We start from the raw sequence: 14,299 nt of genomic DNA on the forward strand, positions 1-14,299 counted from the left end.
ATAGCTTATTTCCCCACTAGAATCCGCACGTTTTTTTGCACTCTCTTTGTAACCGTCTGATTTAAATGTGATTAATGGGATGGCCCGGTTCTTGCTGAGTTCCATTCAACATTCACTCTTTTACCCGTACGTTCGTACTGAACGACGTTACAGAAGGACAACTATGATGATTTCATTGATTGCCGCTGGTGCACTTACACTTAGCTCGATGAATAACGTTGCCGAGCAGAATTGCTCAATGGAACTCAATTACAATATACGCGTAGCCGAGTCGCATGCGGCCCTGTACGACCAAGAGCAGGAAATCTGGCGCGTAGATGCTGATGGCCGGATTTACATTCGGCAAGAGGCGCAGCCATTGTATGTGAACACGCAACCGCTGGCAGCACGTTATCATGAGGGCGTGAGAACGCAAACTTATGCTGTAATTGAGGTTATTAATGAGGCGGTGGAGATAGCTGATTATGCCTTAACCACAGTATTTACCGAAATGTTTGGCGAAAAATCCAAAGCAACCGCGCGGGTTGACGATATTACGCAAGCATTGAAAGAAGAGTTAGCGCAGGTTGGGCATGAACAAGACAATGTTTACCATTTGAACGGCAGCGAACTCGACACCTTTGACGCTCGTTTTTCGGAGCGATTAGAGCAAGAGATGGAGTCAATTATGGCGGACTCCATGGGGAGTGTGTTTATGATGCTCGGGCGTGCAATGTTAAGCGGTAGTGGCTCATTTGAAGAGCGCATGGCCCAATTCGAAACGCGTATGGAAGCTATGGGAACGCAAATTGAGCAGCACGTTGACGAACGCACAGCTCACCTCGATGCGAAAACCGACGCCATGTGTGAACAACTTAATGAACTGGCGGAAATAGAGCGCCAGTTGGCGCAAAGCTACCCCATATTCTCTGAGTATTCGTTATTTGTTCCAGTCACCGAGGGTACAGCGGAGGCGCAACTATAGTTAAAAAAAGAGCACCTTGCGGTGCTCTTTGCTGCTATGGCTTATACATTAACCGCGACTGGGGCTGGGGTTATCCTCAGCCTCAGTTGGGGTATCGGTATGCAGGTCTTCGTCGTGTTCAGCCATGTCCCATGGCAAGCTGCCAGGCGAGGTGTGGCGGAAATGTAGGTAGTTTTCAAACTGGTTCAACACGTCATTAATAATGTCGGCCGCTTCAAAACCATACACATCGTACGACTGTCCACCTTGGCGTAAAAATACCTCTGCACGGAAATATTCCGATTCTTTGGGTTGCCGTGGTGCAAGAGCAAACTCTGGGCGAATATAACCACGAAGGCGAATTTCGTAGTAGAAGTCAATTTCGTCACGGTCAACCGTTAACACCACTCGGGTTGGGTCTTCCTCAATGGCAACCTCGGCGGTCCATTGTTGCGACTCAAGCTCTTTTTTAACCTGTTCTAAGCAGTCTTTACCGGTACCGCGAATAAAGTCAGACACTTTAGTTTGGCTCGGGAAGTCGAGAATACCCTCTAGGCGCTTTTTCCAGTAGTTTGCACCAGCATGCACGCCCCGACGATGCAACTTGGTATGACTTTTCAGGCTGTCGTATTGGTGCCCTTCAATAACCAAGGCGCGCCACATACCCACGGCTGCAATAATCATAATAATGGCAAACGGCAATGCACTTGCGATTGCCGCTGTTTGCAGCGCCGCAAGCCCGCCAGCAAGTAGCAACACGGCGGCAATAACACCCTCAGCACTGGCCCAAAATACACGTTGCCATGCTGGTGTTTCACTCACACCACCAGACGCCAGAGAGTCGATTACCAGTGAACCCGAGTCTGACGAGGTGACAAAGAAGGTCATAATGAGAATTACGGTAACGAAGCTCATAACGCTGCCTAAGAAAGGCATATCAACGAATAAATACTCGTACATTTTGAACAGCGCTATGGCTTGGTCGGCTTGTACGTCGTCAATCAGCATCGACTTCCCTTCATTCATAATAAGATTCAGCGCGGTGTCGCCAAACACAGAAAACCAGAAGAAGGTAAAAATAGTCGGCACAAACATAACGCCAAATACAAACTGGCGAATAGTGCGGCCGCGACTTATTTTTGCAATAAACAGGCCCACGAATGGCGCCCAAGCAATGGTCCAGCCGAAAATAAACAAGGTCCAGTTGCCAATCCAATCGCTGCGGCTATAGGCTTGTAAGTTAAACGTTCGCTCCACAATTGAATTTAGGTAACTACCGGTATTTTGCAGGAAGGTTTCCAAAATATGCACGGTAGGTCCGAAGAAAAAAACCACCGCAAGTAGAAACACTACCAAACTCATATTCAACACCGAGAGGCGCTTAATTCCTTTGTCGAGCCCCGCCACCACAGAGGCTATAGCAAGTAGGGTAATAAAGAAAATAATACCAATTTGGACCAAACTATTAATCGCTATTTCGGGCCAGAGGTAATTCAGACCCGTGTTAATTTGAATCACTGAAAGCCCGAGTGTGGTGGCAATACCAAACATGGTGCCCAAAATTGCGAAGGTGTCGACAGCGTGACCTGCCGGACCATGAATTTTGTCGCCAATAAGCGGGTATAGGGTGGAACGCATGGAGAGCGGCAAACCATGACGGAACGAAAAGTACGCGAGCACCAAACCCACTAGGCCGTAAATTGCCCAAATATGGAAACCCCAGTGGAAATAGCTTATTTGCATGGCTTGTTTGGCCGCGTCAACGGTTTCGGCAGCCCCCATGGGCGGGCTCGAGTAATGCAAAACGGGCTCAGACACGCCGAAAAATAACAGCGCTATACCGTAACCGGCAGAAAACAGCATGGCGAACCAAGTTAAAAAGCTATACTCCGCTTCGCCATGGTCGGGCCCTAGCTTTATGCGACCCCATTTTGACACTGCAACCACCACAATAAAAACTAAAAACATCGCCACAGCGAGCATGTAGAACCAGCCAAAGTCTTTAGTTATTTTTGCCAGCACTGAGGAAAAGAATTCGCCCGCTAGTTCAGGGTTTGCCAATGTGCCGAGAACAAGCAGAGTCATAACACTAACCGCAGGAATAAAAACAGGTAGCAGTAGCGCTGATTTCCAGCGTGAATTTGCCATACACAATTCTCCTTGTGATTTATATTGTTAGTCAGTAGGTTAGCAGCTTAGAGGTGATTTCGCCAAAATTGCCCCGACCTGCACGTATTGCTTTAAATGTAAGCAAACGTGAATTGATACTGACGGGCAACCTTGATATCGGTACACTTAGCACTAATAAAAATCCACTGCATTAAATGGAATCCTTATGTTTAATTTCTATCGCGGCCTATTATTGGCGCTCACTTTACTTGTGCCGGCGCAAGGATTTGCGCAGGCAGTTCCGCTCGAAGACTTATTTAAGCAGTCTGAATTTGGAAATGCCGCTATTTCACCTTCGGGGGATTACCTCGCAGTTACGGTAGCCAACGGCGACCGTCGCAATTTAGCTATTCTCGACATTTCTGATTTAACCTCGCTGAAAATTACTGCCAGTTTCCATATGCGGGGCGGTGAAAGCCCAAGCTCACTGGTGTGGGTAAACAATGAACGCTTGTTGTTCGAGTCGGTGATTCAAGCGGGTGCAGTTGAAGCGCCTATGGCGACAGGGCGGGTGTACGGTATTAATGCAGACGGTACGAACCGTCGGCAGTTATTCGGAGTGCAAGCGGGCAGCTTCGCTGGCCGTTTAATGAATATTGTGAGTTATTTACCAAATGACCCAGAGTGGATTTTGATCGAACAGCGTTCCTTCGACAATGAACGCCCAATAGCGCAGTACATGCATGTGGATGACGGCCGTTTGCGCAGGCGTATAACTTCGCCTCTTGGCCGTGGTGGCTTCCTTGCCGACCAGAACGACCAAGTAAGATTTGCCTATGGCACCGACGATAACATGGTGTATCAGTTTGCTTGGCGTGAAACCGAAGAAAGCGATTGGAAAACCTTTAAGAACACACTTGAAAGCGATATTTTACCGATTAGCTTCAATCCGGCAGGGAATGGAGTTTATTTCAGCTCACGAGAGGTCGGTAAACTTGGTATTTACGAAGTTACTTTGGCTACCGGTGAGATTAAACCGGTACTTCCAAGTGAAAACGTAGAGCTTGATCTCATGTCAACTCTATCGCCATTACAGTGGGACGCTCAGCGTAAGAACTTGCTGGCGGCACGGTTTATGGACGGTAAGCCAGAATGGCGAGCCATAAACGAAGACACTCACGAAATGACGTGGTTACGCCAACTCGAGGCCATGTACGACGGCTTCTATGTGCATATTTTCAACTGGACAGCCGACGGCAAGCGGGCGTTGGTCGGTATTTCGGGTGACGTTTCTGATACAGAGTATTTCCTGCTCGACACTGAAACTCCTGAGTTGCGTTTTATGGTAGCGGCGCGCGGGTGGCTCGACCCGAATCAAATGCGGCCGATGCAGCCAGTTCAATTTGAAGCGCGCGACGGCACCGAATTGCACGGTTACATGACCCTTCCAGCGGGCTTTGACGGTGAAACTGCAATTCCGTTTGTTGTGTTCGTGCATGGTGGGCCTCATGGTCCACGTGACCGCTGGGCGTTCGATCCCTTTGTGCAAACCTTTGCCACCAATGGCTTTGGCGTACTGCAAGTGAACTTCCGCGGCTCGGGTGGTTATGGGCAAGCGTTTGAAGAAGCGGGCCACCGCGAATGGTACGGCAAAATGCAAGACGATGTGACTGACGCTACCTTGTGGGCGATGGAGCAGGGTTTTGCGGCGAAGGACCGCACTTGTATTGCTGGCGCAAGCTACGGTGGCTATGCAACCCTAGCGGGTATTACCAAAGAGCCTGACCTGTATGCATGTGCCTGGGGTTTTGTAGGGGTGTACGACTTACCACTGATGAAAAAAGAGGGTAACGTGCCAAGCTTTGAAGCGGGGCGGCGCTACTTAGACCGTGTGCTGGGCACAGACGAAGAAGAGCTGATTGCACGTTCGCCTGCGCGCCAAGTTGAGCGTATTAAAACGCCACTCTTTATTGTGCATGGCGCGGAAGACTTACAAGCTCACTTTGGCCAGTTCCACTTCTTGCGGGAACAACTGGACAAACATGAAATTCCGTACGAGTGGATGTTTGTTGAAGGGGAAGGCCACGGTTTCTACAAAACCGAGAACAATGTGGCGATGATGGAACGCGTGCTCGAGTTTATGAAAAAGCACACCGCTAAGCAGTAATGCTTAGCGGCCTTCGGGCCGGGAAACCTGCCCGTGTGGTATCTGCACATTTAAAGAAGACAAAAAAATGACCAGCCGCGGCTGGTCATTTTCATAATCTGGTCACCCAGTTCGAACTATTAATCTAAAGCAGATACGTTTTCTGCTTGAGGACCTTTTTGGCCTTGAGTAATAGTGAACTGTACTTTCTGACCTTCAGTCAGAGTGCGGAAGCCGTCACCGGTAATTGCGCTAAAGTGAACGAAAACATCAGGACCACCTGCGCGCTCCAGAAAACCGAAGCCTTTAGATTCATTGAACCATTTTACGGTGCCAGTTACGATATCAGACATATTCTTTCCTAACTTACTTTATAAAGTGAAAATTGCTAGCTGAGCTAACAGATCTTGTGCATTGAAGCAGCGAGTATTTATAGAAGACGAGCAATTTCCGGAGGAACGTATTCGTGCAGATAAATCCGTGCTGTATATTCAAGCGTTTTCAGTATACATCTGTCGTTCGTTTGTCGCCAATAATTTCAGCGATTATTTTTTCAGCGTTCATTTTTCGACGATAACCCTAAGTGTATAGAAAGGTGTGGTTTTAAATGGTTTTAAGGACTCAAGGAGTACAGTAATGAGAACGGCAAAGCATTTAGCAGAACAGATTGGCAATACGGATCTCCTAAAAATACGGTCACTTTCCGCGCTCTGTGGTTCTGACATTTTTGTTAAATGTGAGTATCAGAACCCTGGCGGTTCAATTAAAGATCGAGCGGCTTTGCAGCTCGTTCAAGACGCGATAGAAAAGGGCGAATTGAAGCCCGGCATGACAATTGTGGAGGGAACGGCAGGAAATACAGGTATTGGTTTGGCTATTGTGGCTAAATCTTTAGGCTTCGACTTATTGGTGGTAATGCCGAATGACCAAACGCCGGAAAAAACGCGCATGATCGAACTGCATGGTGCCCAACTAAAAGCCGTTCCAGCGGTGCCTTTTAAAGACCCGAACCACTTTTACCATACCGCAAGAAGAATTGCCGAGGAAAACGAAGGGTATTGGTGGGCAAATCAGTTTGAAAATACCAGCAACATGCGCGCGCATTACCTGCATACCGGACCAGAAATTTGGCAGCAAACCAAGGGTAAAGTGGATATTCTAGTGTCGGTGTCGGGCACCGGCGGCACTATTGGTGGAAACTCAACTTATTTGAAGGAACAAAATCCGGATGTAGAAGTGTGGTTAGCTGATCCTGATGGTTCGGGTTCCTATGAATTCTTGCGTACTGGCGAGTACAAGGCGTCGGGCGGCTCTATGACCGAAGGCATCGGTATTATGCGTTTAGTGGAGAATTTCCGCCAAGCCAAAATTGACTATGCCTTAAACTTACCCGACCAAGACTTAATCGCAATTTCGCGCTATGTGCGTGATCAAGACGGTATTGTGCTCGGCAGTAGTTCAGCATTAAACGTAGCTGAGGCTTTTTTTGCAGCGTTACATCGCCCACAAGGCAAGACCATAGTGACGTTCGCGTGCGACTTAGGCGAGCGGTCTGTGTCGAAGCTTTATAACAATGATTATTTAGAGCAGCGAGGCTTAAATGTTGTTCCCGAGGCTATTGAAGCATTGCAACAACGTTATGTTGCTAGCGGGGAGCGTATTCTTAAGGTGACGGCGCGCTGAGGGTAAGAACAACGCAGCACCTCATGTTAGAGGTGCTGCGTGTTGTTTTGGGCGCTTACAAAGCGGCCCGCAAAATGGCTGTGCTTACTTCTGGCGTTACGTCTCGTTTTTCACCTAGTTTTACCATTTGATGACTTTCGAGTTGCTTAATAATGGTACCAATAACTTCGTCACCAAGTTGATAGTCGCGCAAACGGGTTGGTGCTCCCACCTTCTGGAAAAACTGTTCGGTGGCTACAATGCCTTGTTCAATGCGCTCGTCTTCAGTGCCGGTGGTAATGCCCCACACGCGCTCGGCGTATTGCAATAATTTTTCACGTTTGTCGGCTTTGCGAATGCGTAAATTTGCGGGCAATACAACCGCTAGGGTTTGCGCGTGATCAAGGCCATACAGGGCTGTGAGTTCGTGTCCGATCATATGCGTTGACCAGTCTTGTGGCACACCGCAGCCAATAAGCCCATTCAGTGCCATGGTGGCGCACCACATAAGGTTGGCTCGGTATTCGTAGTTGTCGCGGAATTCGAGCGCTTTGGGGCCCGTTGCAATGAGTGAACTGAGCACAGCTTCCGCCATACGATCTTGCAAGTCGGCACCCACTGGGTAGGTAAGGTACTGCTCGACAACGTGCACGAAGGGATCGACCACACCATTAATAATTTGCCGCGTGGGCAAGGTGTAAGTGGTAGTAGGGTCGAGCACTGAAAACTGCGGGTAACACAATGGGCTACCAAAGGGTAATTTCGCTTTAATTTCTGAGCGGTTTACCACCGAGCCACTATTCATTTCAGAGCCGGTTGCTGGCAATGTGAGCACCGAACCAAAGGGCAAGGCTTGCTCAATATTACGGCCACCTTTGAGCATGATTTCCCACGGGTCACCTTCGAAGCAGGCTGCAGCCGCAATGAACTTAGTGCCGTCGATAACCGAACCTCCGCCGGCAGCGAGTAAATAGGTTACGTTATGTTCACGGGCTTTGTCGGCCGCGCGACACAGCGTAGTGAACTCTGGGTTTGCTTCTACACCCGCGAATTCGGTAACAATACGGTCGCCTAAAGCCGTTTGTATTTGTCCGTATACGCCGTTGCCTTTTATGCTGCCGCCGCCATAAATCAGCATTACGCGGGCGTCGGCGGGGATCACGTTTGCGATTTCGGCAATTTGCCCTTCACCGAAAAGAATTTGAGTCGGATTTTTAAAGCTGAAGTTCTTCATGCCAAACTGCTCCTTATGGCGTTTAAAGAAAGAATCGAGTTAAAAAAGTATAGTTCAGAGTACGGGGCGGCGCGGCTAAAGATCAGGATATTCGTTAAAACGAATATTGCATGCGGTAGCCGTCGCTGCCGTCTTGATAATAGTTCGGAAGTATATCAACCACTTCAAATTGGTAGCGTCGGTAAAGCTCAATTGCAGAGTGATTGCTTACTTTAACCTCGAGCCTTATGCCTTGCGCTTTTGCCAATTTTGCTTCGGAAAGAATACGGTCCATCAAAAGGTGCGACAGGCCTTTACCGCGTTGCTCCGGCGCAATGGCAACTGAATAGATGCGCCACCAGCCACTATTTCTTCGCGTAAGTACCAGTGTATAGCCAGCGAGCGCGTCGCCATTCTTTACTAACCACACTCTAGCCGACGGGCTTTTTAGCAAATGCCGAAAAGAGCGAAGTCCGAGTTGATCTCCGTCGAAGCAGCGATGCTCAAGCGCAAATAGCGCTTGGGCATCATGAGGCGTTGCCAAACTCACGTTAAAGTTCACTATTCGTCGAGCCTACGTTCAAAGTCGCTCATAATAATGCGGTACAGTTCGTCACCGAGGTAAAGGTCTTCTACGCCTGAGTCTATCGACGGATTATCATTAATTTCAATAATGACAGGGCCCCGAGCTGTTTCTTTTATATCGACACCATACAAACCGTCGCCAATTAGGCGGGTGGCTTGCAAAGCAACTTTTACGACTTCTCTGGGGACCTGGTGAACGCCCATGCACTCAAAAGAGCCGCTTTTATTGCGACCGCCTTCTGCATGGTTATAAATTTGCCAATGGTTACGCGCCATAAAATATTTGCAGGCATAAATAGCACGGTTATTCAGTACCCCTATGCGCCAGTCAAAGTCGGTAGGCAGCCACTCTTGCACGAGCAAAATGGTGGATGTTTTGAACAGCTCGGCTGCAACAGCTCGAAATTCTTCTTCATTGCGTGCCTTTTCCACGCCAATGGAGAACGAGCCGTCTGGAATTTTCAGCACCAAGGGATACCCAAAGCGCTCGCCAATCTCTGTAAAATTAGGCGAGTTAGCGCTCACTAATAGTTCTGAGCGCGGTTGCGGAACCTTGTTCTTTACCAGTAGCTCGTTCAGAAATACTTTGTTGGCGCAGCGCAAAATGGCGTCTGGGTGATCAATAACCACCATGCCGTTAGCTTCGGCTTTTTTCGCGAAATGATAGGTATGATGGTTAATACGCGTTGTTTCACGAATAAACAGTGCGTCGAATTCGAGCAAGCGGCCAAAGTCTTCTTGGGTAATTAATTCTGCCTCGATGTCGCATTCTTTTGCGGCACGAATAAATTTCTGTAAGGCCTTTTTGTCGCTGGTTGGAATAGACTCCTCGGGATCATGAAGAATAGCGAGATCATAGCGGTACTCTTTGCGCGAGCGCGATTTCCGCCAAACCTTCTTGCTAAAGCCTTCGAGAGCGTTACCAAAGAGGTTTTGCTCGGTGTCGTTGAGATCCGAAAGTGGTCGATTGCGTAATGCACTAATAAACCAGCGGCCTTCATGCTTAAATTCAACTTCAAGAATTGGGCACGGGTAGGTTTCAAAAATTTGGCGCGCGAGTTGTTCGAGCTCCTTTTCTTGGCAGCGACCAAAGCAAATTAGCAAATTTACTTGTGTTGCGGGCGTGCCGGCTTGTGTTGCAACAAACTTATTGAGCTGCTTGGTTAAGTCTTTAAGATACAACTGGTACTGCGACAAGTTGGCTAAATCGTTTATGGCGGAAATAGGTGGAAGTGAGCGTTGTCCGCGTGCTTCCGCGAGTAAGCTCACATAATAGCCACTGGAGAGGTAACTTAGGTCGTCGCACAGATTAATAATAGGGCCGCGGTGTTTGCTGCCACCTTCTGATATATAATCGGTAGCGCTAACAATCGCTTGGCTTGGGTGGTACGGTTGCCAGTCGGCAAGGTTATCAAGGATAACTAAAGGTGCATTTTGCATGGATTCTCTCTACTGTTTTCGGTGTGAAAACAAGGGCACTTGAACTGCGCACAAGGTACTTAAAAGTAGCTAAATATCAAGCTGTTTTCATCAATCTTTATGGAATAAGGGTAGCTTAAAAATGAAGTATTTGGGCAGAACAAATTTCCAACACGGCGAGCGTGGCAAAATAGGCGTTCTTTTGCTGAATTTAGGCACCCCTGACGCACCAACAACGCCCGCTTTGCGCCGTTATTTAGGGCAGTTTTTAGCCGACCCGCGGGTGGTTGAGGTTCCTCGGCTTTTGTGGCGTGTAATTTTGCATGGCGTTATCTTGCGCATTCGCCCCGCGCGCTCCGCAAAAGCTTATGCCAGCGTGTGGACCAACGACGGTTCACCGTTACTCACTCACACCAAAGCCCAAACCGCTGGGGTGCGCGCAACGCTAGAAGCAAAGTGGGGCGCCGACGTTGAAGTAGATTTCGCCATGCGTTACGGCAACCCTTCGGTGAGTAGCGCCATTGAGCGCTTGCTCGAAAAAGGCGTGCGTAAGCTGTTGGTGTTTCCCTTGTATCCGCAATATTCAGGTTCCACAACTGCCTCTACATTCGACGCAGTGGCCGAGGATTTCAGGTCGCGCCGCTGGCTTCCCGACTTGCGCTTTATTAGTCACTATCACGACCACCAGGGTTATATTAAAGCGGTAGCAAATAGTATTCGTGCCCATCAAGCTGAACATGGAATACCCGACAAATTGGTTTTTTCGTACCACGGCGTGCCCAAGCGTTATTTACTCAGAGGCGACCCTTACCACTGTGAGTGTTACAAAACGACGCGTTTGGTAGCCGAGGAATTAGGTTTAAGCAAAGAACAGTACATGACAACGTTCCAGTCACGGTTTGGGCGCGAAGAATGGTTAACGCCATACACAGATGAAACTTTAAAGGCGTTGCCTGGCCAAGGCGTAAAGTCGTTGCAGGTGGTTTGCCCCGGTTTTTCGTCAGATTGTTTGGAAACCATAGAAGAAATAGACGAAGAGAACCGCGAATATTTTATGGAAGCTGGCGGGGAACAGTTCAGCTATATTGAATGTCTGAATGCGAGTGAGCCGCACATTGAGGTGCTTACCGAGATTATTGAAGAAAACTTACAAGGCTGGCCTGCGGATACGGCTGAAGCTGCAGCAAAAAGCGCCGACGAAGCGAGAAAACAAACCGAAAAATAGGATTTAATATGCTTGGAATGCTAGCAAAGTTACTGAAAGCACTGAATTCGGAAACCAGCCCTTGGAGTTTAGCCTGGGGCATTGCGTTGGGTATGATGCTCGGCTTTACCCCGCTGTTGAGCCTGCACAATATTGTCCTTGTGCTGATCGCCTTTACCTTTCGCGTTAATTTGAGCTTTTTCTTTTTGAGCTTTGCGGTGTGTTCGGGGCTCGCCTATGCGCTTGATCCTCTTTTTGATTTTGTTGGTGAGTGGTTGCTTACTGCTTCCTCGTTGCAAGGGTTGTGGTTTGCACTTTATGAACTGCCGCTAGCGCGGCTAGCGCAATTTAACCACACCATTACCTTAGGCAGTGTTGCGGTGTCGTTGCTATTCATAGTGCCGGTACTTTTTATTGCCCGCTTTGTGATTGTGAACTACCGCAGCAGAATTCAAAAACGTATTGAAAAACTGCCGTTGGTGCAGCTTATTAAGGGCACTAAGTTTTGGGCAACGTATCAGAAAGTGTCGGGCTTACGCGGAGGATTCAGTTCATGAAACAGATGATTCGTTGGCCGGGGTTGCTCGCATTTGTGGTCGTTTTTGGTGGTATTGCGCTTTTACTGAGTATTTTTTTAGAACCACTGGCAAAAACAGCACTGCAAAGTACCTTAACGCGGCTAAATGGTGCCGAAGTCAACATCGCTGAGGTTGAAATTCAACGCGCGCCTTTTGCCGTAACGGTTAAAGGTTTAGAAATGACTGATCCGCAAACACCGGAGTTGAATCGTTTGCAGGTAACTACTTTGCGGGCAGAGGTCGCTTTTTTAGAGCTGTTGATTGGTCGTGTTCATATTCAAGACTTAACAGCGGCCGGTGTTCGTTTTGCCCAGCCTCGTGCTTCTGCTGGTGCTGTGCGAACGCGTGAGCCCGCGCAAGACCAGCAAAACTGGCGGGAACGGTTGGAGTCGTTTGATATTGAGCTGCCTTCAACAGAGTCGGTGCTGGCCGGGGCGAACATACAAACACCAGCACTCATTGAGCAGGTCGAAACACAGTTTAAGGAGCGTGAAGCGCAATTTAACACGGCGCGTGAGCAGTTACCTTCAACAGAAAAAGTAGAAGAGTATCAACAGCGCATTGAAACCATACTCGACAGCAAGCCGAGTAATGCGCGGGAATTGCTCGCGGCGCGCGAGGCACTAAAAGAAATAAAAGATGAAATTGAAGCTGACCGCGAGCGGGTTCGCGAATTTCTCGCCGTTGCGCGAGGCACGCTAGAGGCGACACAACAAGACGTACGGGCGATACGTCAGGCGTCTGAACAAGACTTAGCGCGAGCGCAAGAACTGCTGCGTTTCGACCCGCAAGCGCTTACTGAGCTCTCGGGTATTTTGTTCGGTCAAAAAGTAGAACAATGGGCGCAATATGGTTTAGTTGCCTTCGATTTTATTGCGCCAATGCTCAATCGAGCGCAGCAAGAGCAGCAGTCACCAAGCCGCTGGGAAGGGCGTTACATCGAGTTCGACGGTGCAACACAACCTACGTTTTGGCTTAAAAATGCGGCATTCGATGTGATTCTTGAACCACAAAATGCTACGCCTGTGAGCATCGCTGCCAGCTTGAAAGACCTAACTTGGCAACATGATCGGATTGGTCGCGCCACAACCTTTGCGGTAAATAATGATAGTGCGCCTTGGTGGCAGGAACTTGCTCTGAGCGGCGACTTTTATGTTAATGCTGGGGGTGATATTCGCGGCGCTCAACGTTGGCAGCTAGCGGGTGCAGCCTTAAACAATTTGCAGTTGATTGAGCAAACCGAATTTGCGGCTCAGCTCACTGAAGCGCTGTTAAACAGCCAAGGCGAAATAGCGCTGAACGCGGGAGTGTTAAGTGGTGGCGGTGCGCTCGACTTTAGCTCGGTCGACTTTGGCACGGGCGGCGAGTCGTCTTGGGCCCGATATTTCGAGCAGGCGCTTGATTCAGTGCAGGCATTTGACATTCAGTTGGGCATTAGCGGTGAAATGGCAAGTCCGCAGTTTCAAATCGGGTCGAATTTAGACAATCAACTGGCAAGTTCGTTACAAAACATGGCACAGCAAGAAGCAAGTGATCGTTTGGCCGAGGTGCGAGCCTCGTTGAATGCGCGTACGGAAGGCGTGCTAAGCGAGCTTCGGCCTTGGCTTGAACGTGCTGAAGCATTACAAGCACAGGGCGTTGCTACGGAAGATATTTTTGCCGAGCTTTTACGCAGCGAAGTCGGCGACGTGGTAGACGCTGAGCGCGAACGCTTGCTACGTCGCCTTGGCGAGCGGTTAGGCGGTGGTGGCTAGCGCACTTGCTAAACGAAACTAGTGCGAATGCTCGCGAAACACCGGCAGTGACCAATGATAGCGAATAGCGCCTAAACGTAATCCGAGGGTGGTGAGCATGGCTGCAACTAACGCCACCCTAGGCTCCCAGCCGTGCAACAGCACAAAAACAATGCCGCCAACAATACAGGTGGTGGCATAGAGCTCACTTTTTAGCACCATGGGAATGTCGCGTGCCAGTACGTCGCGCAACATACCACCAAAGACAGCTGTCATGGTTCCCATGATCACCGCTATCATTGGGCTAACGCCTGCATTAAGCGCTTTTTCGGCACCGAGCACAGTGAAAAAAGCAATACCGACGGCGTCGGCAACCAACAGCCAATTGAGCGGAATAAACGCCCGAAAGCGTAGCCATACAATGGTGGCCAATGCACTTGCAAAGATCACAAAAAAGTAGGTGGTGTCATACAGCCAGAATACCGGCTGGTCGAGAATAAGGTCGCGCGTGGTGCCGCCGCCAATAGCCGTAACCGAGGCAAGCACCACTACCCCAAAACCGTCCATTTGTTTGCGAAAGGCTAAGAGAGTGCCGGCAATCGCAAAAACTGCTACACCTGCCATATCGGCCAAATAAAACCAACTCATACTATTGAACTCCGTGTCTTGCGCACACATGTATAGCGAACGTAAGTGTAAGTTTGTCA

The 14,299-nt window shown here is 49.0% G+C and carries 12 protein-coding genes; 6 read left to right on the forward strand and 6 right to left on the reverse strand.

Going from position 1 to position 14,299, the window contains the following annotated elements; all coding sequences use genetic code 11:
• Positions 1 to 163: 163 nt before the first annotated feature.
• A complete protein-coding gene (locus DQW12_RS11110) occupies positions 164 to 964 on the forward strand; it encodes a DUF2884 family protein (protein WP_157957913.1) in 801 nt (266 codons plus the stop codon).
• A gap of 48 nt (positions 965 to 1,012) precedes the next feature.
• Here DQW12_RS11110 and DQW12_RS11115 read toward each other — a convergent pair whose 3' ends face one another.
• Positions 1,013 to 3,091: a BCCT family transporter gene (locus DQW12_RS11115; protein ID WP_113907942.1), complete on the reverse strand. Its 2,079-nt coding sequence runs from the start codon at positions 3,089 to 3,091 to the stop codon at positions 1,013 to 1,015.
• Between the two features lie 187 nt (positions 3,092 to 3,278).
• On the opposite strand from DQW12_RS11115, the gene DQW12_RS11120 reads away from it, so the two are divergent.
• Positions 3,279 to 5,219 (forward strand): alpha/beta hydrolase family protein, encoded by a 1,941-nt coding sequence (locus DQW12_RS11120; protein ID WP_113907943.1) that lies wholly within the window; start codon positions 3,279 to 3,281, stop codon positions 5,217 to 5,219.
• A 119-nt stretch (positions 5,220 to 5,338) separates the two neighbouring features.
• Here the strand turns inward: DQW12_RS11120 and DQW12_RS11125 are convergent, their stop codons facing one another.
• Positions 5,339 to 5,551, reverse strand: coding sequence for a cold-shock protein (locus DQW12_RS11125; protein WP_113907944.1), 213 nt, complete (start codon positions 5,549 to 5,551; stop codon positions 5,339 to 5,341).
• A gap of 283 nt (positions 5,552 to 5,834) precedes the next feature.
• Here DQW12_RS11125 and DQW12_RS11130 point away from each other — a divergent pair, with 283 nt between their 5' ends.
• Positions 5,835 to 6,881: a cysteine synthase A gene (locus DQW12_RS11130; protein ID WP_113907945.1), complete on the forward strand. Its 1,047-nt coding sequence runs from the start codon at positions 5,835 to 5,837 to the stop codon at positions 6,879 to 6,881.
• Positions 6,882 to 6,936: 55 nt separating this feature from the next.
• Here DQW12_RS11130 and DQW12_RS11135 read toward each other — a convergent pair whose 3' ends face one another.
• The 3 genes from DQW12_RS11135 to DQW12_RS11145 all read right to left on the reverse strand — a co-directional run bounded on the left by DQW12_RS11135 (position 6,937) and on the right by DQW12_RS11145 (position 10,098).
• Positions 6,937 to 8,094: an iron-containing alcohol dehydrogenase gene (locus DQW12_RS11135; protein WP_113907946.1), complete on the reverse strand. Its 1,158-nt coding sequence runs from the start codon at positions 8,092 to 8,094 to the stop codon at positions 6,937 to 6,939.
• 94 nt (positions 8,095 to 8,188) lie between these two features.
• A complete protein-coding gene (locus DQW12_RS11140; RefSeq protein WP_113907947.1) occupies positions 8,189 to 8,635 on the reverse strand; it encodes a GNAT family N-acetyltransferase in 447 nt (148 codons plus the stop codon).
• Positions 8,635 to 10,098, reverse strand: a complete 1,464-nt coding sequence (locus tag DQW12_RS11145; RefSeq protein WP_113907948.1) for a RimK family ATP-grasp domain-containing protein — start codon at positions 10,096 to 10,098, stop codon at positions 8,635 to 8,637. Before DQW12_RS11145 ends, DQW12_RS11140 begins: the two co-directional genes overlap by 1 nt.
• A 121-nt stretch (positions 10,099 to 10,219) precedes the next feature.
• Here DQW12_RS11145 and hemH point away from each other — a divergent pair, with 121 nt between their 5' ends.
• The 3 genes from hemH to DQW12_RS11160 are packed head-to-tail and all read left to right on the forward strand — an operon-like array spanning position 10,220 to position 13,613.
• Positions 10,220 to 11,302 (forward strand): ferrochelatase, encoded by a 1,083-nt coding sequence (gene hemH, locus DQW12_RS11150; protein ID WP_113907949.1) that lies wholly within the window; start codon positions 10,220 to 10,222, stop codon positions 11,300 to 11,302.
• An 8-nt stretch (positions 11,303 to 11,310) separates the two neighbouring features.
• Complete coding sequence (locus DQW12_RS11155) at positions 11,311 to 11,838, forward strand: TIGR03546 family protein (RefSeq protein WP_113907950.1); 528 nt, start codon at positions 11,311 to 11,313, stop codon at positions 11,836 to 11,838.
• Entirely contained in the window at positions 11,835 to 13,613 is a 1,779-nt protein-coding gene (locus tag DQW12_RS11160) for a TIGR03545 family protein (protein WP_113907951.1), read from the forward strand. Before DQW12_RS11155 ends, DQW12_RS11160 begins: the two co-directional genes overlap by 4 nt.
• A gap of 18 nt (positions 13,614 to 13,631) precedes the next feature.
• On the opposite strand, the gene DQW12_RS11165 is transcribed toward DQW12_RS11160, so the two are convergent.
• Complete coding sequence (locus tag DQW12_RS11165) at positions 13,632 to 14,240, reverse strand: trimeric intracellular cation channel family protein (RefSeq protein ID WP_113907952.1); 609 nt, start codon at positions 14,238 to 14,240, stop codon at positions 13,632 to 13,634.
• Between the last annotated feature and the right edge of the window lie 59 nt (positions 14,241 to 14,299).

It is taken from the genome of Aliidiomarina celeris, from assembly GCF_003316875.1.
GTDB lineage: Bacteria > Pseudomonadota > Gammaproteobacteria > Enterobacterales > Alteromonadaceae > Aliidiomarina > Aliidiomarina celeris.

Coding starts and splice junctions, on each gene's coding strand:
- DQW12_RS11110 (WP_157957913.1), top strand. CDS start 164: ATGATGATTTCATTGATTGCCGCTGGTGCACTTACACTTAGCTCGATG.
- DQW12_RS11115 (WP_113907942.1), bottom strand. CDS start 3,091: ATGGCAAATTCACGCTGGAAATCAGCGCTACTGCTACCTGTTTTTATT.
- DQW12_RS11120 (WP_113907943.1), top strand. CDS start 3,279: ATGTTTAATTTCTATCGCGGCCTATTATTGGCGCTCACTTTACTTGTG.
- DQW12_RS11125 (WP_113907944.1), bottom strand. CDS start 5,551: ATGTCTGATATCGTAACTGGCACCGTAAAATGGTTCAATGAATCTAAA.
- DQW12_RS11130 (WP_113907945.1), top strand. CDS start 5,835: ATGAGAACGGCAAAGCATTTAGCAGAACAGATTGGCAATACGGATCTC.
- DQW12_RS11135 (WP_113907946.1), bottom strand. CDS start 8,094: ATGAAGAACTTCAGCTTTAAAAATCCGACTCAAATTCTTTTCGGTGAA.
- DQW12_RS11145 (WP_113907948.1), bottom strand. CDS start 10,098: ATGCAAAATGCACCTTTAGTTATCCTTGATAACCTTGCCGACTGGCAA.
- hemH (WP_113907949.1), top strand. CDS start 10,220: ATGAAGTATTTGGGCAGAACAAATTTCCAACACGGCGAGCGTGGCAAA.
- DQW12_RS11155 (WP_113907950.1), top strand. CDS start 11,311: ATGCTTGGAATGCTAGCAAAGTTACTGAAAGCACTGAATTCGGAAACC.
- DQW12_RS11160 (WP_113907951.1), top strand. CDS start 11,835: ATGAAACAGATGATTCGTTGGCCGGGGTTGCTCGCATTTGTGGTCGTT.
- DQW12_RS11165 (WP_113907952.1), bottom strand. CDS start 14,240: ATGAGTTGGTTTTATTTGGCCGATATGGCAGGTGTAGCAGTTTTTGCG.